The 21,913-nt window shown below is 50.8% G+C and carries 15 protein-coding genes and 1 pseudogene; 7 read left to right on the forward strand and 9 right to left on the reverse strand.

What is annotated here, in order from left to right; all coding sequences use genetic code 11:
* Nucleotides 1-44 precede the first annotated feature (44 nt).
* Nucleotides 45-1,241, forward strand: a pseudogene (locus tag F605_RS0108375) (IS3 family transposase).
* A 410-nt stretch (nucleotides 1,242-1,651) separates the two neighbouring features.
* Here F605_RS0108375 and F605_RS0108380 read toward each other — a convergent pair.
* Nucleotides 1,652-2,353, reverse strand: a complete 702-nt coding sequence (locus tag F605_RS0108380) for a TetR/AcrR family transcriptional regulator (RefSeq protein WP_022865429.1) — start codon at nucleotides 2,351-2,353, stop codon at nucleotides 1,652-1,654.
* Nucleotides 2,354-2,446: 93 nt separating this feature from the next.
* On the opposite strand from F605_RS0108380, the gene F605_RS0108385 reads away from it, so the two are divergent.
* The 3 genes from F605_RS0108385 (at nucleotide 2,447) to F605_RS0108395 (ending at nucleotide 5,090) form a co-directional block, all read left to right on the forward strand.
* Nucleotides 2,447-3,670 carry an MFS transporter gene (locus F605_RS0108385; RefSeq protein WP_022865430.1) on the forward strand — a complete coding sequence of 408 codons (1,224 nt, stop codon included), beginning with the start codon at nucleotides 2,447-2,449 and terminating at the stop codon, nucleotides 3,668-3,670.
* A gap of 404 nt (nucleotides 3,671-4,074) precedes the next feature.
* On the forward strand, nucleotides 4,075-4,548 hold the full coding sequence (locus F605_RS10610; protein ID WP_156005362.1) for a DUF4357 domain-containing protein: 474 nt from the start codon (nucleotides 4,075-4,077) through the stop codon (nucleotides 4,546-4,548).
* 20 nt (nucleotides 4,549-4,568) lie between these two features.
* Nucleotides 4,569-5,090 carry a methyltransferase family protein gene (locus F605_RS0108395; protein WP_022865431.1) on the forward strand — a complete coding sequence of 174 codons (522 nt, stop codon included), beginning with the start codon at nucleotides 4,569-4,571 and terminating at the stop codon, nucleotides 5,088-5,090.
* A 9-nt stretch (nucleotides 5,091-5,099) separates the two neighbouring features.
* On the opposite strand, the gene F605_RS11150 is transcribed toward F605_RS0108395, so the two are convergent.
* The 6 genes from F605_RS11150 to F605_RS0108425 form a co-directional block, all read right to left on the reverse strand.
* Complete coding sequence (locus F605_RS11150; RefSeq protein ID WP_022865432.1) at nucleotides 5,100-7,412, reverse strand: BspA family leucine-rich repeat surface protein; 2,313 nt, start codon at nucleotides 7,410-7,412, stop codon at nucleotides 5,100-5,102.
* Nucleotides 7,413-7,581: 169 nt separating this feature from the next.
* On the reverse strand, nucleotides 7,582-9,348 hold the full coding sequence (locus F605_RS0108405; protein ID WP_244865202.1) for an ABC transporter ATP-binding protein: 1,767 nt from the start codon (nucleotides 9,346-9,348) through the stop codon (nucleotides 7,582-7,584).
* Between the two features lies 1 nt (nucleotide 9,349).
* Entirely contained in the window at nucleotides 9,350-11,164 is a 1,815-nt protein-coding gene (locus tag F605_RS0108410) for an ABC transporter ATP-binding protein (RefSeq protein ID WP_022865434.1), read from the reverse strand.
* Between the two features lie 13 nt (nucleotides 11,165-11,177).
* Entirely contained in the window at nucleotides 11,178-12,641 is a 1,464-nt protein-coding gene (locus tag F605_RS0108415) for an ABC transporter ATP-binding protein (RefSeq protein ID WP_022865435.1), read from the reverse strand.
* Nucleotides 12,638-13,447, reverse strand: coding sequence for an energy-coupling factor transporter transmembrane component T (locus tag F605_RS10620; protein ID WP_022865436.1), 810 nt, complete (start codon nucleotides 13,445-13,447; stop codon nucleotides 12,638-12,640). The genes F605_RS0108415 and F605_RS10620 overlap by 4 nt, the downstream gene beginning before the upstream one ends.
* Complete coding sequence (locus tag F605_RS0108425; protein WP_022865437.1) at nucleotides 13,447-14,013, reverse strand: MptD family putative ECF transporter S component; 567 nt, start codon at nucleotides 14,011-14,013, stop codon at nucleotides 13,447-13,449. Before F605_RS0108425 ends, F605_RS10620 begins: the two co-directional genes overlap by 1 nt.
* Nucleotides 14,014-14,318: 305 nt before the next feature.
* Between F605_RS0108425 and F605_RS0108430 the strand changes: the two genes are divergently transcribed.
* Nucleotides 14,319-16,166 carry a phosphoenolpyruvate carboxykinase (GTP) gene (locus F605_RS0108430; RefSeq protein ID WP_022865438.1) on the forward strand — a complete coding sequence of 616 codons (1,848 nt, stop codon included), beginning with the start codon at nucleotides 14,319-14,321 and terminating at the stop codon, nucleotides 16,164-16,166.
* 527 nt (nucleotides 16,167-16,693) lie between these two features.
* The gene (locus F605_RS0108440) at nucleotides 16,694-17,077 is read left to right on the forward strand and encodes a hypothetical protein (RefSeq protein ID WP_022865440.1); all 384 of its coding nucleotides are present in this window, start codon (nucleotides 16,694-16,696) and stop codon (nucleotides 17,075-17,077) included.
* 101 nt (nucleotides 17,078-17,178) lie between these two features.
* On the opposite strand, the gene F605_RS10630 is transcribed toward F605_RS0108440, so the two are convergent.
* Nucleotides 17,179-17,847 (reverse strand): potassium channel family protein, encoded by a 669-nt coding sequence (locus F605_RS10630; protein ID WP_022865441.1) that lies wholly within the window; start codon nucleotides 17,845-17,847, stop codon nucleotides 17,179-17,181.
* Nucleotides 17,840-19,174: a TrkH family potassium uptake protein gene (locus F605_RS0108450; protein WP_027723728.1), complete on the reverse strand. Its 1,335-nt coding sequence runs from the start codon at nucleotides 19,172-19,174 to the stop codon at nucleotides 17,840-17,842. The genes F605_RS10630 and F605_RS0108450 overlap by 8 nt, the downstream gene beginning before the upstream one ends.
* Before the next feature lie 241 nt (nucleotides 19,175-19,415).
* Between F605_RS0108450 and F605_RS0108455 the strand changes: the two genes are divergently transcribed.
* Nucleotides 19,416-21,869, forward strand: a complete 2,454-nt coding sequence (locus F605_RS0108455; RefSeq protein ID WP_022865443.1) for a hypothetical protein — start codon at nucleotides 19,416-19,418, stop codon at nucleotides 21,867-21,869.
* Nucleotides 21,870-21,913: the final 44 nt, after the last annotated feature.

A 21,913-nucleotide genomic window follows, 5' to 3' on the forward strand; every position in this document is an offset into this window, starting at 1 on the left:
TGTCCTGGGTTTTGTTCCTACTCGTTTTTGAGAGGATTAGGGATATGTCTAAGAGGTATTCTCAGGAGTTTAAGGATCGTGCGGTGCGGTTGCTTTCTGATCGGTAGGCTGCTGATCGTTCGTGTTCGCAGTGGCAGGCAGTCCGTGAGATCGCTCCAAAGCTGGGGATCGCAAACGAGTCACTGCGCCGCTGGTATGAGCGGCATCTTGTGAACACGGGTGAGCGGCAGGGGATGGACCCGTGAAGAATGCGAGGAGGTCAAACGGCTCAAACGCGAGAATGCGGAGCTGCGCCGGGCGAATGAGATTTTGAAAACTGCTTCGGCTTTTTTCGCAGCGGATCTCGACCGACCGGCCCGATGATGATTGCCGATATTGACGAATATAGGGGTCGTTTCGGGGTCGAGCCGATTTGCCGGGTACTGGGTGTAAGTCTGGAAGGAGGGTTTATTACCTCTTGCGGCTACCGGCTAGCGAAGAGTAGACCAGCAAGCGCCAGAAGCATTCGTGATCGCATTCTTGCTGAAGAACTAGGCGAGATTCACGCACACAATTTTGGCGTCTATGGTATTCGCAAGATGTGGCACGCAGCCAGGCGCGCGGGCTGGGATATTGGTCGTGACCAGGTCGCTCGACTCATGAAAATCGCTGGGATTGCTGGTGTTCGCCGGGGACGCACAGCAATAACAACCAGACCCGCTCAAGTACCAGATTCTCGCCCGGATTTGGTGAATCGGCAGTTCACGGCCAGTAGGCACAACAAACTGTGGGTTGCTGATATCACGTATGTTCGAACCCTATCCGGGTTCGTGTATACAGCGTTCGTAACCGATGTTTATAGCCGAAAGATCCTAGGCTGGGCGACGCGATCCTCAATGAAAACCGAGGCTCTACCGCTGGAGGCGCTCGAGCAAGTCATCCAGGCAGCGAAACAAACTCTCGTGAATCTTACGCATCACTTAGATCATGGCTCGCAGTACACGAGTATTGCCTATAACGAGAAACTGGCTTATTACGGGATCAAGCCCTCCACGGGGAGGGTGGGTGATTCCTACGATAACGCGCTAGCCGAAGCGGTCAACGGCCTATATAAGAGCGAGCTGATCTATTCACAATCATGGGCTTGTTTGACCGAGGTCGAGTTCGCCACCATGAACTGGGTTCACTGGTGGAACAATGAGCGCCTACACGAAGCGCTCGGATACCGCACTCCAGCCGACATCATCGATAGGTATAATTAAACTCGGGTCAGCGAGCTGACCCCCGTATAAAAAGCGGAACAAAACCCAGTACGCTTCATCGGCTTCTTTCTTCACGTTGATGTTCGTCGAAGAGGTAAGCCAGAAGTCGAGACGGAGGTTTCCTCTTCGTCCATACGTAATAGGGTGGGCTCAGTCTTCAATATAGGCTGCGGATTCCTGGGAGAAGCCTGTGTACTGTGAATAGCGATAGCTAGTTCATTGGCGGTGCCGGATTTGATGTAGTCGTACTAGTTGTTTGGGAAGCTCTGGATATAGTGGATCTTCTTGTATTTATTGGAAAATCGCAGGAAATAGAGGGAGAGGCTGAAAGGCTCTGCTCTTAGCTGGATGCCTTGCGATTTTGGGCAATATTTTATGCGTATTGATGATTTCTCTTGTTCACGGGTTCGTTAGGCGTTTTCGCGAGGCAAGATCGCTATCTCTAAACCGGCGAGTACGACTTCTATGATGATTTCAAAGTATTCCTGGCTCATGCGGTCTTCGTTTTTCGGGTTGGCTAGCGGAATTAAGTAGCCCTGGATGATGTCAGCCAGCGTTGTGGAGCAGGCAGCTAGGGGCTGAAGTTGGGTAATCATTTGGCCTAGGTCGTGGCGCTGTTCCTGCTTGGTTGGACTGCGCAAGTTGCGAGCAGTAATGCTCCACAGCATCGTGTTGATGATAATTGAGTATGCGATGTGAATGTACTGGCTAAAACCAGCATCCCGTAGTTTTTCGTAAGCCACCTCCAAGATTGGTATAAACGCGGCGTTCATATGTCCATACATCAGTTTGTCGGTGACTCCGGGGAATTCAAGAAAGACGGGCCTGACTTTTTTTGCTAGGGAGATGAACCAATCTTTCCATTCCAGCTGCTCGTCCGGCAGCTCGATGGTGCTAGTGATCTCGCCTATTACAGAAGCGGTAATGGCGTCACGGTTTTGGTAATGGTGGTAGATGACAGAGGGAACTACTCCCAGACGCTGCGCAAGGTCACGAATCGACCATTTTTCTAGACCGCACTCTCGGGTCAGTTCCATTGCGGTGTGCATGATCTTTTCCTGCGTCAGCCAGGCGCGTCTACCCGTGTTTACCCGCTTGTCTTTATTTCCCACGAAAACAGCATACCCTCAACCTCGACAATACTAGAACATTGTTCTAGTATTGTTTCAGCTTGATTGGCTGCTCACTTTGGAAAGGATGTTTTAATGTGCGCCACTAATGAACGAAACCAGAAAGTCGAATCAAGAATAACGGGACTGTTTCCCCTGTTTTTGACGGTGTTACTGGCATATATGGGGCAAATGATTCTTAATCCAATTCTGGCTCCGCTATCGCGCGAAATCGGGCTGAAGGAATGGCACATTGGCGCCACCATTTCGTTAGCAGCCATAATGTTTTCTCTTACCTCCACCAGGTGGGGACGGGTCTCATTGCGATGGGGATCTCGGCGTATCTTGCTTATTGGCATGCTTGCCGGAATCCTGGCTCTAAGCGGATTCGCTATGGTGGTGTGGCTAGGATTTAAGGGTCTGCTCACCGGCATAGCGTTGATCATAGGAGTAGTTATAACTAGGGGCGTGCTGTACGGCGGTGCCATCGCATCAGTTTCCCCAGCCGCGCAAACCTACGTTGTGACTCATACCTACAATGAGACGCAACGGGTAAAAGGTCTGGGAGTCTTGGGCGCTGCACAAGGATTCTCTTCTATTCTTGGAGCCTTATTGGGCGGCAGCCTTGCAGCTATAGGAGGTTTCATGACGCCCTTGCTGGTGATGCCTCTGGTCATGCTTTTTGGCGTTGCCGTTTTGCTGCTAACATTCAAACCCACAGGTGGCGAAGAAAAAGTCGCTCAACCGGCAAAAGTTTCCTATTTTGATTCAAGAGTATTCGTGTTCCTGGCTTGCGGTTTCCTAATGTTTACTGCTTTTTCTACCGTGGCTACACTTTTCGGCTTTTTACTGCAGGATGTTTTGAAGCTAGCGGCCGGCGCAACAGCAGGGCTCACCGCTTTGTGCATGTCAATAATGGGGGTGGTGATGATACTGGCGCAGGCCTTGGTGGCTCCAAGGTTAAACTGGGGTGCTAAAAAACTCTTTAGAAGAGGATTAATAATCGTTCTTCTCGGGTTACTACTCTTGGTTTATCCACTAAATCTTGGACTGTTCATCGTGGCCAGTATCTTGACAGGCTTTGGTCTAGGCCTGGCGATGCCTGGCTACAACACGGCGCCTACTTTGCAAATGAAGCCCGAAGAGCAAGGTGGGCTGGCCGGGTTGATTAATGCTAACAATGGTGCAGCCTATGTAGTGGCACCGATAGCCTCCACCGCACTTTACGGACTCTCTCCGTGGCTACCAATGACATGTTGCACAGTCCTGATAGCTGCGGCAATTTTGCTGAGTTTTTACCATCCCCAGTTCCGCGAATAATCTCTTTATGATTAGAAGCAAAAACCATAAAAATCCCTGCTAAAGCGGTGTTGACTTCAGCAGAACTATGATGTCTAGTCGCTACGAGATTCAAACAAACTCAAACGTCTCAAAAACCCCATGCAAACACGGGGTCATTCAGCTCAATCGCTTGTAATGGTGTGTATATTCCTCTTGGGAATGACCCTGAAGCTATTGAGAACACGTGGTGCTATATAGGCAAGACAGAAAACTTTGTAGAGCGTTTAGGCGATCATGACAAAAAACGAAACTGCAGTGGGAAAAGGTCGGGTTAATATCCAAAAGTTATTATTGCTAGCTTGCAACGATCTTTTAACGAGGGACATTGGGGTTATTTAGAAGCCCGTCTGGTTGAAATCGCTAAGAATACTGAGCGCTGTTCTATGCCTGATAACAAGCAAACCCCTCGGGTTAGGAAGCTTTCTGAAGCGCAACGAGCATCAGCCGAGTCGTTCTTAGATAATGTGAAGCTGATTTTGCCAATCCTGGGAGTCAATGTTTTGCGTTCCCCAGAAAATACTGTGCAACCAGATAACGCTCAGATAGCTTCAGCTCCTGTTTTCCATCTACATAGACAAAAAGATGGGATAGATGCCTCGATGCAGCTTATCGATGGCGAGTTTTTCCTCCTCAAGGGATTAATAGTGGTTGCGAATTGGGAAACCAGCAAAGCCAGAAGCCAGGCAACGGTTAACTCCTATACGGCTATCGCTAGTCGTCACCAAAAGCTAGTTAGTGATGGGTTAATCCGCATAGAAAATAAGCGGGGCGTGGTCACCCGGGATATTGCTTTTACTTCTCCTTCTGCCGCAGCTGCCATAGTGTTAGCTACTTCTGCCATTGCTGGAGCGGGTTAGGCTGGTGCGAAAATAGCTGTATGACTAAAATCGGAGCTTCGCATTTGCCTGTGTTAGGTGTAGGTCCGATATATGTTTCGGGTATTTTTACCGTTACGATTGCAGCGAGTCTTGTCCATTTTTTAGGCTGGATCGCAAACGGAACTATCGGAAATAGTTGGGTGCATAACCTCATGATTGCGGCGGGTCTGGTGGTGATGGTAGTTGCGGTAATCGTGTGGGTTTCAGCTGTTTTTGGCTCTCACATGGTCGAAAGCGTTAAAACTGGTCAGCTTATGACTAGCGGGATATACGCTTGGGTTAGGCATCCCGTATATTCTTCCTTCCTGCTATTAAACTGCGGTCTGCTGCTCATACAAGTGAACTGGTGGCTACTAACCCTCCCGTTGATTTATTGGGTCGCGTTGACTGTTTTGGTGAAACACACTGAAGAACGCTGGCTTGAAAATGAATTCGGGGATGAATACATCCAATACGCTGCCCGCGTTAATCGGATTTTTCCTTGGCCGCCCCAACGCCTCAACAAACCCCGCGAATCATAAACTGATCCACTAGCGGGTGTTGCGGCGCAAGCGGCAAACAATGCTGCCGGCGGCCCCTAGCAAGCAAGCTAGAAGTGCGATTTGGCCAACCAAACTCCCGGTCTGAGGCAAAGTGGAGATCTGGGTTACCTGAGTAGGCTCAGTTTTCTTCACTGGAGCAATTATAGGGACTGGCTGCACAGTGGGGTGCTTACCAGAATGCTCTGTGGGCTTAACGGAAAGCTGGTTTCCAGGTTGGTTATCAGCGCATATGCGGATTTCTTGGTCGGTCATATTCCGCGATTGACTCTCAGTTTTTTCCTTCGCGTTTGCAGTATCTAAAACCCATTCATGTTTATTGCTATCCCATTTATGAGGGGTAGTGGTGATGGTCCTACTTTGGGATACCTTTCGATCGGCACAATTTTTAGCCCCCGGGTGATTGTTATCAGCCCAATTAGAAGTATCAACTTTAGCTTCCGGTTGCTCTGGGCGAGCATTAACATTGAGAATTCCTGCGGTAAATTCTAGTGAATATGCTCCGGTTACTGCGTCTTTAAGTTTTAAAGTTCCTTGCTTAATCGCAACCTGTCCCGCCGGGGTCTCTGCCCCATAATCAGCGCTTAGGGTACCGGTTAGTAGATCTTTGCTATGAGCCGTATCCACCTGGTAATCAAAGACTGGCAGTGGTTCGCCTTGCCAAACCTGTGTCGGAGTTGCCGTTACTTTTACTATTTCATTAGGGCGAATTAGGTAGGTGGCCTTATCCGCAATTTTGTCTTTAACCGAATCCAACATGGCAGAAACTGTTTGCCCATCACCCGGGGTAGCGTTTAACACCGTGCCATTGTCAACATTACGAATATGGTAAGGGCCGGCTATAAACTTAAACCAGCTAGAAATATTACGCTTTAAAGCAGCGCCTTTGATCCGTACACTCGTGCGCCCCTCAGTAGCGAAAACGTCTGCGACGGTCTCTTCCTCAACCTGGCTAATATCCCAGCCAGATACGTCCAAATTTTCTATGCTGCTGGCTCCGGCAAACATATTGTGCATATTGGTAACTTTGTTGGTCTTCCACTTTGACACATCTGGTTTCGCGGCAGTGGCCGCAGCAAAAACACTTTCCATCTTGGTGACTTGGCTGGTATCCCATTTGGCGACATCTGGGGTGGCAGCAGTAGCTCCGTTGAACATGTCGCTCAAGTCGGTGACTTGGCTGGTATTCCAGTTTGATACATCTGGATTAGCTACTTTCGCACCCTGGAACATTCCATTCATTCTGGTGACTTGGCTGGTATTCCAGTTTGATACATCTGGATTAGCCACTTTCGCATTCTGGAACATACCGCTCAGATCAGTAACCCGTTCGATGTTCCAGTTAGAGGTGTTCGGACTCGCGGCAATTGCTCCGTTAAACATGCCATGCATATCAGTGACTTGGCTGGTATTCCAGTTTGATACATCCGGATTAGCTACTTTCGCACCCTGGAACATTCCATTCATTCTGGTGACTTGGCTGGTATCCCACTTTGCAGTATCTGGATTAGCTGCTTCCGTAGCGCCGAACATTACACTCATATTGGTGACCTTGCTGGTATTCCACTTTGCAGTATCGGGGTTTGCGGCTGGCGCTTTATAGAACATGGCGCTCATGTTGGTGACATTTTCGGTGTTCCAGTTAGAGGTATTCGGGTTGGCAACCGCAGCCGTATGGAACATTCCGTTTGTAGTGGTGACCATGCTGGTATCCCACTTTGAAGTATCGGGATTAGCTGCTTTGGTGGCGCCGAACATGCCGCTCATACTGGTCACCTTGCTGGTATCCCAGTTAGAGGTATTCGGGTTCGCCAGCGTCGCCTTATAGAACATATGGCTCATCGTGGTGACTTTGCCGGTATTAATACCAGTATCCGGAAAGTCGATGCTGGCCTTGTCACAGTGGGAAAAAAGGAAGCTGGAATCTTGTGGGAAATCTATGGTGGTGCCCGGATCAGGAATAAATTTTATTTCCATTGGCTGCGGTTCGGCTGGCTTGGCGTTGCCGTTTGCATCTTTAACAGTTCCGCAGAATCTACTATTGGGCTCATTGTAGATAGCCGGAGTTTTAGACATCCATTTGTCTCGATCTAGCTGGCCATGCCCGCTGACGGTCAGGGTCTTGGCTGTCGGATCCCAGGAGGCAGTGAGGTTATCTCCTACACTGGTCGTTTCGGTATCTGCTGCATGGGCTACTGCAACTCCTAAAGAAGTTAAGAATAGGCTGGCGGCAGCAGAAATAGTGCCCGTAATAAACAGGAGACGAGAAATAGTAGTTTCCCTAAAATTAGATGTATACCTCATGATTTCCCCCAAATCCTTCAGTGAATTCATCAATGCCGAATCACTATAAAAATAATTGGCATTAATCTCTAGACTTTTTCCTTAAATATTGAAGTAATAGCCATTGCAACGACCTCTAACCAGAAAATACTTGCAAATAATTCCGGGTATGCTACCTACCTATTCCGAACTATTGTGCGGATATTTTCCATCCAGAGGCCGCCTGACGCTCATCCCAAAAATCTCGGTAAATCCCCTCGCAATTTACAAGTTCATTGTGGGTACCAACCTGAGCCACTTGCCCCTGATTGTTTAGAACCACAATCTGGTCAGCCCGAGTAATCGTGTGGAGTTTATGCGCGATTACCAACATGGTGGATTGGCGACGTAATACTTCGAAAGAGCGCAGCAGATTTGCTTCATTCTCGGCATCCAGAGCGCTGGTAGCTTCATCGAAGAGCACGATCGGAGCATTTTTTAAAATAGCGCGAGCAATCGAAACTCGTTGGCGTTCCCCTCCTGATAATGCGCAGCCACCTTCACCAACGTTTGTATCCCAACCATCGGGAAGTCGGCTAACAATATCGTTGACACCTGCTAGTTCTGCTGCATGTAGTAGAGCCTCTTTGCTCGCATTGGAGTTACCGATACGGATATTTGCTTCCAAAGTGTCATCGAAAAGATAAACATCTTGGAAAACCATTGAAATCTGGCTCATTAAATCTTCGGTCGTTAGTTCTCTGACATCTCGACCTCCAACGAGTACTGCACCCGAGTTTACGTCCCAAAATCGGCAAATCAAGCGGGCAATAGTGGTTTTACCTGCGCCCGAAGGGCCTACAAGTGCGGTCATAGTGTGGGGAGCGACGGTGAAACTGACTTTGTTTAGTACCTGCTTATCATTCCCGTAAGCAAAATCAACCTCTCGAAGCGCAACTTGGTGGGGTAGTGGTTGGGGTAGCGAGGTTTCTGGCTCGGGCAGAGGGCGTGCATCCAATACTTCGTTAATAGTCGCCATTGTCGGGCCAACCGCCAGTAGTCCTGTTCGACAATCAGAAATCGTGGAAAGGTAATGAGTAATTTCTAGGCTTATCCCAATAACCGCCACCACTGCCAAGGGAGCAAAATTTCCGGTAAAAGCAAGATGAACGCTGGAAATAATCATTACAACGCAAATTGTTTGCGAGGCAATACCGCCGAGGAAATTTCCGATGCATTCTACCCATAGTCGGCGAGCGGATCTGCGACGATTTTCTGCTAAAGCCGTGGCCATTTGGGGGTAAGTCGTCTGATCACATGCACGGAGCATGGCTTGGCAGGTAGAAAATTCTACAATCCGATCAGCTAGTTCAGTAGCCGCCGGTGCCGCGTAGGCGCTGGCGGCACTGTCGAGGTAGGTTAGTGCCCACATCAAGACCAGGTAACAAATTAGGCACAACGCAAAAATTGAGCCCAGGATGGGATACCACCAGAGCAGACCAGCAAGCAGCGTCAGCAAAGTGACGGTTGCGGCAGACAGTTCCGTGAGCAAATGGGCACTCAGGTTTCCGAGCTCATTGACAGTAGCTGCCCCTAGACGGGACAAACGCCCGGTAGTATCAGTGGAGAACCATCCCAGGGGCAGTTTTGCCAACTGATCCCCGACGCGGCGATGGACAGAACGCATCACCGAAAACGCGCCTTCGTAGGAGAACCGATCTCGTATGTAGATACTGATCGCTCCGATAATCGCCGTGACGAGCAGGGTTAAGATCCAGAGGTTAGCGTTATTGGCGGTTTCTTCCTGCCTGCTAGCCCAGGTATTTGCGAGCTGAATCAGCGCAAGTAAGCCTACCCCCTGCGCAATACCGCTGATGATCCGAGCTGCCCAGCTGATACTCCTGCTGTGATTTTGAGAGTTGGCGCTGAGGCGGAAATTTGTTCGAATTATGTCGATAGCTCCCGTTGACTTAGCCATTTCAGTTTCGTCCTCCTTCCGTAAACTCAACATTAGATGCCGACCACAGGCGGCGGTAGAGTTCTATATTTTGTAGCTTCTGGTGATTACCGCAGGCCACCAGCTCTCCTTTATCAAGGAGGACGATTTGATCGACGTTCTTGACTGAATCTGGGCGGTGATCAATAACCAGAACAGTACGTCCGGCCATCAGATGGTTAATAGCTTTTTGGATTTGTGCTTCACATTCCGGATCTACCATGGCTGCTGCCTCATCCAATATGAGTATCGGCGCATCCAATAGTAAGGTTCTGGCGATGGCAATCCGCTGAGCTTGCCCTCCCGATAGCTTCAGATCTTCCCCGACGACGGTGTCATATCCTTTAGGTAGTGCCATGATTTCGTCATGAATCTGTGCCTGGCGAGCAGCGTTAATAATCTCGGCTTTATCTGCATCGTGTCGCCCGATAGAGATGTTGTCGCGAATGGAAGCCCGCAAGAGCTGCGCATCTTGCAAGACGAACCCGAGATGATGGTAGAGGTCGCTTCTACTAAGTTCTTTAAGGTTGACTCCACCGATTAGTACTGTTCCCGTATCGGGATCCAGGAAGCGGGCGGCCAATTTGGCTAGGGTGGTTTTCCCGGCTCCTGATGGCCCCATGAGAGCGGTTACGGTACCGGGCGCACAACGTAAGGAAACATTATCCAAAGCTAGCGTATGGCCATAGCTGAGCGATACATTTTTAAATTCGATGCTTGCGTCTTGGGGTAAATGCAGTGACTGATCCGGGCAGGAGAGGGGCTTTACCCCAAGAAGATCAAGAATCCTTTTGGCCGCGGCACCTGCTAACTGGTAATTCCAAGCAAGCTGGGTTATCAGGTTAATTGAGGAGGGCAGCGCGATGGCAATTAAACAACCGGCAACTACTTCTACCGGACTAACCCAATGTTTGGAGACGAACCAGGGGCCGACAATCCCAAATAAGAGAACTACCAATGGGGTAGAGGTGAGGGCGGCGGTCAGGGAAGCCGCATGCACCATTGGCCGATTCCATTCCTCCATATAGTCACAGGCTTCATTGGCGCTGTGGGCATACTTGCGGTGTGCTTTTCCGGTGATCCCAAAAGTTTTAACCACCTGGATGCCTTTTACGAATTCCACCATTGCGGAGGAAACCTGATCAAGTTTTGCATCAAGTTCTAAGGATTTATCGCTCATTCCTCGCATCATCACTGCGTAGGCAATGATGTAAATCGGCACCGTAACAATTACTAAAAGTCCGAGTCTTAAATCAATAGTGAAGGTATAACCCGCGCAAAATATGGGCACTAGGGTAGCGATCAGTGAATCCACGGGGCGGTGTGCTACCAGCACATGTAGATTCTTTACATCGTCTTGCAGTACTTTACGCACATGGCCGGAAGTGTTATCGCTAAACCAAGTTAAAGGAGCTTGCCCCAGAAAATGAATAATTTTTTGCTGAATACTTGCCGATAGGCGATTATCGGCAATATGGGTAACCAGCAAGCCCACAAAATAGGCGAATAGACCTCCACAAAATGTTCCGATTAACACCTTTACCCAGAACATAATGACGCTTTGGTTGGGCGATACGCCATTACCTAGTGAAGTCAGGAGTTCGTTGCCGATCCCCACTAAAGCAACGAAAGGAAAAACTCGCAAAATAGCGGATATAACCGCCATCACTTGACCGACTCGCAGCGCCATTTGCACGGGAGCTAATAGTTCTCGTAATGCAGCCCTACCTTGTTTGCTGCGCAGCTTGATATTTTCCGCTGTATCTTTTCCTGGTTCGCTAACTTGGTGATCAGTCACTTGGCATCCTCTTTCATTGTTTCTCTTGGTCAGGCGCGGTAAGTTGCACGTTTATTTCGTTATCGAGGGGCTGAAGCAATAGCTGGTAATCGGCAACTTCATTGATGAACTCCAAGTCGTGACTAATAATCAGGATCGCTTTGTCCTTTGCGGCTAGTGAGCGAATCTGAGAACTGATCGATAGTAGGTGCTGGTAATCAACCCCCGAGGTGGGTTCATCGAATACGTAAAGCTCTGCCTGGCTCGCCAGGGCGTTGGCAATAACGAGACGTTGTTTTTGTCCTCCGGAAAGAGTCATTGGGTGCCGTTCAGATAATCCTTGCAACCCCAGATCGCCTAGAAGCGCCTGCACCTGCTCTTTACTAAGATTGTCATTTCCTAGTACGACCTCTGCCGCTACCGTTTCAGCAAATAGTTGCCGGTTTACATCTTGCATTACTAGCACGCTGCGTTTTTGTCTGTCTGCCGCTCGGCAGGATTTGCCGCTAAAACTAATAACGCTGCCTCCTTCCGGGTGAGCTAACCCGATGAGGGTACGCGCAAGAGTAGTTTTGCCTGCTCCGTTCGGGCCGACTAGCGCAACTACTTTTCCCTTCGGTAAACATAGGGAAGGAATATTGAGGACGCGGTGTTTGCCGTAACTGAACCTTAAATTTTTTGCGGTGATACCGTCCGCCTGCTGATCAGGAGTGGTGTTAACGCACATTTCCGGTTTTTCCAGGGTACGCAACCCTAACTCTTTACGCTGTTTAGAAGACAAACTAAAAAACTTATCCGCAGTATACAAATGCTGGATTCGTCCTTTATCCATGATCGCGACTTGATCTGCGAGACCCTTTAGAGGGTAAACGCGGTGCTCGGCTACTACCAGGGTCCAGCCCGCGATTTTTAATCTTTGTAAGACTTCGCTGAATGCGGAGATTGCTTCAGGGGAAAGATTAGAGGTGGGCTCGTCTAAAAGCAGGATTTGCTGCGGTCCGGCAACTGCTGCTGCGCAAGCAACCAGCTGCAATTCACCTCCGGAAAGCTTACGTAACTCGTTGCCTAGCAGACGCTGAATGCCCCAGGCGTTTACAGCTTCCGCGATCCGGTTAGCAGTTGTTTTGGGAGTATCTCCGGCATTTTCGCTCGCGAATGCTAACTCTTCTAGTACATTTGCCGTAAAAAACTGGGAACGGGGATTTTGAAAAACTGTCCCGGCGGTACGCCCTAATTCTTGGATATCTGTTTGCACGGTATCGAGACCAGCAAGGGTAGTGCGTCCGCTGAGATTACCCTTATAAAGTTCGGGTATTAAACCGTTCAGAAGTTTTAAGAGGGTCGACTTGCCTGCTCCGGAAGGACCGGTGATTAAGGTACAGGATCCTGTAGGGAAATCGAGATTGATATCGCTGACTGCGCTAACGTGAGCTGATGAGGTTTCTTCGTCCGGGTTGAACTGGTAATCGAAGGAGACATTGTCGATTAAGGTGCTCATTTGAATCCGCCCGAGAGTATAGCTAGATGGTCTGAGTAGGGGATGAGAGCAATCAGGGCGATTAGCGTCAGTATCCAGAGGGCATCCAGTCGGTTGAATCGAAGCTGTTTCAAAGTGCTTGGGCAAATAGTGGACCCTAAACCGCGCACCATGCCGGCGGCGGTCATTTCATCAGCGGTTCGGGCGCAGGATGCCAGTAAGGGAACTAAAACCATTTCTAGAAAATGGAGGGGATGTAAGAGGGCGCGCCATCCCATTTGTAATCCCCGCAGGGACATTGCTTCTCTTACTGCACGGTATTCCCGAAATACTGTCGGTATGAATCGTAATAGCACTACCAGGGGAACGGTTACAGCTATCGGTATGCGTAAGCTGCGAAGACCGGCTACGAGTTCTCCGGGTACGATAGTTTTAATCGCGTAACCTGCCAGACCGCCAACAGTGCAAATCCTTATCATCCAGTAGCCTAAAACCATTAGGAACGCGGTGAGGGCGCTTGGCCAGATTCTGGGGAAAAGATAGATGCAAGCGACCCAGGTTCCTTCCACGGCGAGAAAACCTAGCGCCCATGAATAGCAGCGTGACAATAGTAAAGCCAAGAGCGCAATACCGGCTACCAGGAAAGTGATCACTATGGGTAGTCGCGACATTACCAGGGCATTTAATACGAATATAACCAGTATTACGGTGCGCGGATCTGGCCGGGAATGCCGTTGGTTAGCTGCTAAGATTTCAGCGCTGGTGACCTGATCCTGGTGATAGCTTGCTGCTGATCCGGGGGTGCTAGTTTGGCATTGAAGGCTCATTACTTTGCGATGCCAGCTTTACGGAAGTGCCGCGCCATTAGAGAATTCCCGAAGACTCCGCCGATAAGCCCGAGAATGAAAACTCCCACGCCCCAGGCCACAATCATCCATGGTGACAAGAACCAGCGTAATGAATCTGCATAGGCGGTCCCCATAGAGTCAGCAATATATTTGTAGTAGCCCTGAGCGTCAATGAATACCGGGAACCAGGGCAGCACGTACCAAATGGACATGACGGCGTATCCTAGGACCCGAAAAACCGCTGATTTTTTAGCGAAGAGGAAGTCGGCGGCTAGTCCCAGCAAAGGTGTAAGCAGGGCAACAATCCAGGGGTGCCCGGTAATTACCATTAAAATCCCGACTAGTAGTCCCATTAATGCCAGGGCGCCAATCTTTGGCACCCGCGACTTAAATAGCATGACTACGGCGCCGTTGGCGATAAGGCCTAAGGCATAGCCCACAAACATCATTGCCGGATTAATAATGCCTAGCATCCCAGTGCCGAAAACTAGCACAAAATAAATTGCGGTGAAAACGCCAATGTTGATGAAGTCGCGTGTTTTCATGCGATAAGTCCCTTCTCAATATTTAATTAGGTAAGCCTTGCCTAACAAAAGGGTAGCGTGGGTGCCCCCTGCTTAGTCAAGTAGCGTCCGGGTAATCTAGCTGACACATAGGCAGGGGGAGGGGAGGTAAGGGAGTAACTAGCCCACAGATGGCTCGCCTATTAGCAGATTTACTAGCCCATACTGCAGCGTCCCAGGTTTTGTTCCTATTTATTCCAGGCAGGACTTAAATCCGGGTTTGCTTCAAAAGTTTCGGGTATCCTAAATTTAATGTTCTACTACACGAAATTTTAGGAGTAATAAATATGGATAACATTGCCAAGATCCTCAGCGATGCCGGGCTGGAAAATCCCGCAGTAGCTGAGTATGTAGCGCATTGGGCCGGAATTACCGAACCCGCTGCCATCGAAGTCATTTCCGCAAAGGATGACGACCGACTCATCGCCGAAGGCCTAGCCACCGGTGAAATCGCACCTGCGGGTGATGGACTCTACTACTCCCGCTCCTACTACAAGGACACGGCGCGCAGCGAGGAACGCACCGTCGTCGCCACCCACAATCCGCAAGAAGCCGGAATTTACAACAACTGGCACGACGCCACGGAAGTAACTGCCCGGCAGTTGGAAAGCATGAAGGGCGCCTCCCGGAGTAAAACAATGTACGTGGTGCCCTACCTGATGGCACCGCCGAAATCGCCGCTAGAAAAGTGGGCTCGCGGGGTGGAACTTACCGACAACCTCACCGTGGTTCTTCACATGATCCGCATGGCCCGGGTTGGCGTAGAACACTTAAACAATTTGGAAAATCCGGCAGAATTCGTGCGCGCAGTGCACGTGACCGGCGACCTGAAGAACTTGGGGCAGGGCACCGATAAGGATAAGCGCCTGTTTGCCACGGTAGCCGACGAACGCACAATTTTGCACTTCGGTTCCTCCTACGGCGGCAACGCGCTGCTCGGAAAGATCGCCCACGGTCTGCGCCAAGCTTCTTACGACGGCTGGGCCTCCGGGGAATTCCTTTCCGAACAGTTCATGCTGATCGGGATTAAGGATAAGCTCAAGGATCACACCTACTACGTGTGCGGTGGTTTCCCCTCAGCTTCCGGTAAAACCAACCTCGCTATGATGCTAGCTCCGGACGCCTTGGGTGACCGCTACGAAGTTTACTTCTACGGCGATGACATCGTGTGGCTGCACGTTGGCGAAGACGGCAAGATTTACGGCATGAACCCCGAATACGGCGCGTTCGGCGTGGCAAAGGACACCAACTGGAAGTCTAATCCCACCGCCATGGACGCCATCAAAGAAGGCTCTAAGACGCTCTTCACCAACGTCGCTTACAACCCCGAAACCCAAGAGCTGTGGTGGGAAGGTAAGACCCCGGACTACCCCGAAGACGTTACTGGCTGGCGGGATTGGAAGGGCGAAAAGATTTCCGACCGCCCGGCCGATCGACAGCGCTGCGAGGCCAAGGGCGACGAGTGGGCGCATCCCAATTCCCGCTTCACCACATCTTTGGCTAACGTGCCCAACGTGGCTCCCGATTACGAAGAACCGCAAGGGGTGCCAATTGACGCCATCATCTTTGGCGGGCGAGTAAAGGACCGGGAGCCGCTTATCCGGGCAATCACCGACCTAGCCGAGGGCGTATACGACGGTTTGACCCTGGGCGCCCAAGCCACTTTCGCGGCTGAAGGCAAGGAGGGCGTGCTGCGTTACGATCCGATGTCGATGCGCCCCTTCATGTCCTACCCCGAAGGGGACTACGCGACCCACTGGTTGAAATTAATTGGCTCCGCGAAGGAACAGCCCATTTTTGCGCACGTGAACTGGTTCCAGCGCGATCCGGAAGACGGACACTTCCGCTGGCCTGGCTACCGCGACAACCTGCGAGCGCTGCTTTGGCTGCTAGATGTTAAGGAAGGGCGCGCTGAGGGCGTGCAAACACCGGTAGGTATTTTGCCGAAGAAGGAAGAGTTGAATCTGGATGGCTTTGAAGGTGACGACGCCGATCTGGATAAGCTTCTTTCCATCGACACCGATCTGTGGAAGAAGGAGATGGGCTACCGCCGCGAACACCTTGCACAGTTCAAGAATCTACCTGAGCAGATCTGGGCCGCGCACGAGCGCATAGAGCAGGCGTTTAACGCTTAATTGGTCTCCTGGTTTTGCACTAGCGACGGGTGGATTTTCTCTAGGCGGGTTAATTCCAGCGGGTAGCTATGGCTCCTGTTGGGATTAACCTGCCACTTTGGGTATTAACCCCGATCTTGTTGCTTCTATCAACCTCGTGGTGGAAGATTGACTGACGGTATCTCCCGGGTTAGCGCGGTAATGGCCCCTCGACCGGAAAAGAAATAAGAAGAGAGCCTAGCAGCGCTTGCGTCCGCTAGACACCCTCTAAGACATGATGGGAGACCTTGTTCCCACCTTCTGCACCTTCTACTTTACCGCAGCACTCGTAGTAGATTTGAGATCCCAAAATCCCCTGCAGGATTACGCGATAGATGAGCGTCCTCTGCGTCGCGCTACGTTCGGTAACCGGAAGCCCAGAAGAAGTCGGCTCAAATATAAACGGATAGGACGAGTTCATCTGATGGTTTTTAACGTCGCTTGGTTTGGGACGTAGCCAGTTTCCAAGCCCCATGGTTTTCCCCTTCTGGACATGAAAAAATGAGTGCATGCAAAGGTGGAAAAGACGCGGCACTTGGGCACGACTTGGCGGGCTTTTCGCGTGCTATCTTTTACATCCTGCTCTTACTAGAGCCGCCATCGGAGTATTCAGCGCCCCTGATTCAGGCATGATGCTGTTTATCTTGATGCTGTTCATAGTGTTTCCGCTAATCACCGTGACGTTAGCCGCCTGGGACGGAATCACGGAGGGCTTCACAGTTTTATGGATAGTGATGCCGATACTGTTTTTCATGGTGCCCATGCTGATCTTTTTCAACGAATCTGCACAGATCTACGGGGGCGCTTATTCATTGATAGCAGTGACAGCTAACAAGATTGGCAGCTTGTTTTACTCAAAACCTCACAGCACCAACAGTCCCCGCGAATCATAAACCGCACCACTACTTCGGTTATCGCCACTGCAATAGGGTCTATAGGGTCTGCGGAGGAAGTTAGCCCGGTTATCACTAGTGGCCGCGCTAGGGTAGCGCAGCTAGGGTCGGGGGGCGAGGCGGGCAAACTTTTCTACCTGTTTCGCGCCGCCGTAAATCTGTACTTGGTCGCCCTCGGAAAATTCTACTGCCCCGAGTACCGGTTGCCACTGGTTTTCTCGCAGTACCGCCACGATCTTTACCCCGTGCCGATTCCAAAGGTCAACCTCATCGAGAGGCCCGGCCGCGGACTTGGGAAGAATAGTTCTAACCATCGCGGTGCCGGAAGACAGTTCTACGTAGTCCAGGTTTACCCCGCGTACCAAGTGAGCAACCCTGCGCCCCATCGCTACCTCGGGGTAAACGATATGGGGGACCCCAATCTGTTCCAAAATGCGCCCGTGGGCAGTGCCCGAGGACTTTGCCCACAGGTTCTTAACCCCCATATCGGTGAGCAGGGAGCAGGTGAGGATAGAGGCCTCTACGTGGGGGCCGCCAATCCCGACTACTACGCCATCGCAATCAGCGACACCGAGTTCAGTAATGGAGGCAATATCGGTGGCATCCGTTTGCGCCACTTGGCTCAAGATGCCGTTATTGCGGTTCACTACCGTCTCGTTTAAATCGATACCGATAACCACGGCATAGTCGGACATGAGCTCGCGGGCGACGGCGCTACCAAAGCGTCCTAAGCCCAGAACCGCATATGTAGGTTTAGAGAAATTAACCAATGATCGGCCTTTCTGTGGGGAAGGAAATCTTAGAGGCGCTAGGTGCGAAAGCGAGTGCGGTAGCAACCGTAATCGGACCTAACCGCCCAATAATCATTAAAGCTATAAGTATTAACTGCGAAGGATTGTTAAGGAGCGGTGTTATTCCCGTAGATAGACCTACGGTACCAAAAGCGGAGAACACTTCAAATAGGGTTTGCGACAAGGTGAAGGGGGTTAAGAACATGATCGAAATGGTGGAGCTAACCACCAAGATGAATGCCAACACCACCACCGCGACTGCTTGATGCACCACCTCGGAAGAAATGCTTTTTCCAAACAATACTGCTTGGTTGCGACCGCGGATAACCGCAGCGACAATCGCCAAGAGGGCAAACATGGTGGTGATTTTGATACCCCCGGCCGTTCCGGCCGGTCCAGCCCCGATAAACATAAAAGTGTCCATCGCAAACAGGGTAGATTCGTGCATTTGCCCAATATCTATCGAGTTGAAGCCGGTGGTGCGGGTTTGAACTGCTTGAAAGATTCCAGCCAGGATCGCGTCTAGGGTGGGTAGTTTGCCCAAAGTTTTCGGGTTATGCCACTCGAAAGCTGTAACCAGTAGGGAAGAAAATATCAGCAGGCCACCGGTGCCAGCTATCATCATCCGAGTATGCAATGACCAGCGGTAAGGCTTGAATAGGCTGGTACGAAGTTGGAAGAGGACGGGGAAACCTAAACCTCCGAAAATGATCGCCACCATTATGGGGAGGCACACCCCCCAATCACCCACAAAGGAAGACATATTGTCCGAATAGAGGGCGAAGCCGGCATTATTAAAGGCCGAAACTGCGTGAAATACTCCATGCCAGAGGGCGCGCGGCAGCGAATACCCTAGAGACAGGAAGCGAATCGTCAGGGGAATAGCGGTAAGGAACTCAATCAAAAGGGACGTACCCAGTACCCGGCGCAACAATACGCCCAACCTGCCGGTGACGCTGCGCCGCTCGGCCGCTGAAGCCAGTTTGGCTCCATGGCTTTCTCGGCGGATTACTGCTTGGGCGAGCACCGCCGCAAAACTCATCACCCCAAAGCCGCCTACCTGTATTAATAGTAAAATCACGACTTTGCCGAAATCTGTCCAATAGGTGGCGGTGTCAACAATCGTTAAGCCGGTAACGCAGAGGGCAGAGGTGGCGGTAAATAAGGCCGGAAGTAGCGGCAGGCCCCCGACATGCACCGTTGATACCGGCAGCATTAGTAGGCAGGTTCCTATCAGCAGGGCGATAAGGAACCCGGATAATATCACTGCCGCATAGTTAAAATAATGCCGCTGCGTTTTGGACACGAACTGCATCCTACGCAGCATTGCCCGCTCCTGCAAGTGCGCGATTCTCGCCGAACATATTTGGCCGTTTTCCCCTGTCAAATGGGTAATATTAACTATTTATATTGCAGCTCTTTTCTGGTGGGTTTGTTCTTGCCTTCCAGGCAAACATAGTTGTGATGTTTTACGTCGCATTATTTTCAATATCCCCAGCGCGATATTCTGGAAACCGGTCAAAATACTGCTACCGCAAGTGGGGAATATGAACAGAAAAGCCGCGAATCTGTGTCTGATCGGCGTTATCGTCGCCCTGATCCTGGGGATGGCATTTTTAGCGCCCTTAGCGCAGGCTGCAGGTGATGAGGAGGAAAATGGCGCCGCCCTCTATGCCACTATCTATACCCGGGCTAACTGCACCGACCTAGAAATCCAAGAAGGTACCGGCTGGTTTGCTGACTCATACGAGATTGAAACTGCCGACGTCACCTCGGAGAAAACCCTAGAAAATGGGTTGCGAAAATGCGAGATTGAGTTCGGCCTCGAGGCTGAAGGTTACCCGATCGGCAAGCAAATAACTTTTTCGGTAAAGAAAGGTTTCTCGCAGGTAGGGGAGTCGGTAAAAGTCAAGGTCGAGGCCGCCAGTGATGGCACCCCGCAAATGCGGATGACTTTCAAAGAAAAAGTTTCTAAGCGCTACCCGGTAACGATGAGCGATGAAACGGGGGCAGCTATTCCGGGTGCCGCCGGATCCTTTAAACTCCCGCTATACAATACGGCTAGCCAGAAAAATGAGACTGTTACGGTCACAAAAGATTCTTCTGGTCACGGTTTCCTGAAAACGGCTGCTTATGACGATAACGGTAAGTTTGCCCCTAACTCTCTAGTTCCGGCAACACAGGTAGATTTGCCGACCGTAACCTTGCAGGACGGCGGGCAGAAAACGCCTTATTCGGTGCAAAAGGTGCTGGCCAAAGATGGCGGATTCGAGCTGGTTCTAAAGCAAGTAAAGCTGGTGGACCAGACCTATCACGTCACTATTAAGCGCCCGCTGGAGGTGCTGGCGGAAAGTGACACCTGGAAGTTTAATATCGGGGACAAAGCGGATCCCCAGGTAGAAAAACAGCTTTCTCTTCCTACTGCCAGCGGAGATTATTCTTTTGATATCAGCGCCAGTGGAGTCCCCGAGGGGGCGAAACTATCTTTGCCTAGCCTGCCGAAATCCTATATGTATTACGGGATTGCGGAGCAAAAATTTGATTCGGCGACCAACACCTTGACGGTTACCCTGGGAAAACAAGTTTACATCCTCACTTCTAATATCGATCCCGTCAAGTATGACTCTTTTGCAACTGAACACGCGAAAGCCGGGTTTACCTTGGGGCTTTATGACCAGCAAGGAATGCTGGTCGCAACATCTACCGCCACCAAAACCGCCTACGATTTTCCGGCAAGCCTATTTAAGGCAGTAACCCCGGGGGACTATACGGTTCGGATTGAGGACGCCTCGCCAGCGTTTAAGAAAGACTACGATCTGTCCCTACAGTACGGAGTTCGCCTGGCAGAAAATGGGCGCCTAACTATGAAGATGCTCCGCTCAGGCAGTGAGGAAGAGATATGGGCTAATCCCTATGGAGGTACCGATGACCGCTTTAAAGATGATGCCCGCTCGCGGGCTTTGATTGGTTACAAGACCCCGCTGCTATTGCTGGTACCGCAAAAACCGAGTTTTGCTAAAGTGATTGACCAAGCTAAGTATCCGATCGGTGAGGACGGTAAGAAAGCCTATGCCAGTAAGGGAGACCTGATCGACTACCGGATTAACGCTAAGGTACCCGGAGATCACCGCCTGGTGGTTAAGTGCGGCAAGTATGTGGACATGGGCTTTAAGAATACGGTCACGGTAGTAGATAATCTCGATGAACGCCTGGAACTGGTTCCCGGTTCCCTAAAAGTAATGGAGGGTGAAGCGGTTGCCACCGACTTTGAGGCGAGCTTCGACCCGACCAGCCGGGAAATCAAGCTGCTAGATCACGCCAAGCCCCAGGTAGCAGAGTTCGATTTTAGTAAGGCGATTAAGTTCCCCGCGGAGCGGAACCTCACGATTAAGTTCCAGGTGAAGTTGAAAAAGGTGGGGGAGCAGCCCCTATTTAACCGGATTCCGGATTCGGAAACCGAGATTGTCCCCTACCTGGATTTACTGGTCAAGAAACACTGGGAGGGCGGGGACGACCTGCTCAAAGATCTCGATATGCGGGACTATATCGATAACTTCCAGTTGGAAACTTGGCAAGGAAAAAACAAAATAGCGACCGAGCCGGTACGAAAGTACCTTCGCCCCGGTAGTTTCCAGCAGGGTGAGGGTAAAGATTTCCAATTTTCCCTCGAGAAGCTCCCTAAATATACGCCAGCAGATGTGGAGAAGAAACCGGAAGAGCGAGTGGCGCTTATCTATAAGGTGACAGAGACTTTACCGGCAGAACTTACGGGCAGGTTTAAAGTCAGCCAAGTTGCTCAAGCCGAGCAGAACGATGGGGTCAACCTGGTGTTCTTCACCAATACTTTGATTCCGCCCACGCCTCCAGCGACCCCACCCACCACCCCGCCGGTGCCGGAGAAAATAGTCCATACCGGCAGCGGCGCTGCTTCACTGTTGGGGATTTGCGCCCTCGGGGTCGCGCTGGGCGGGGCCATTATCCTGCGCCGCCGCTACCGCTAAGCTGAGCTGCCTAAAGTTAGCTGAGAATTACCGCTGCTTACGCG

It is taken from the genome of Varibaculum cambriense DSM 15806 (assembly GCF_000420065.1).
GTDB classification, from domain to species: domain Bacteria; phylum Actinomycetota; class Actinomycetes; order Actinomycetales; family Actinomycetaceae; genus Varibaculum; species Varibaculum cambriense.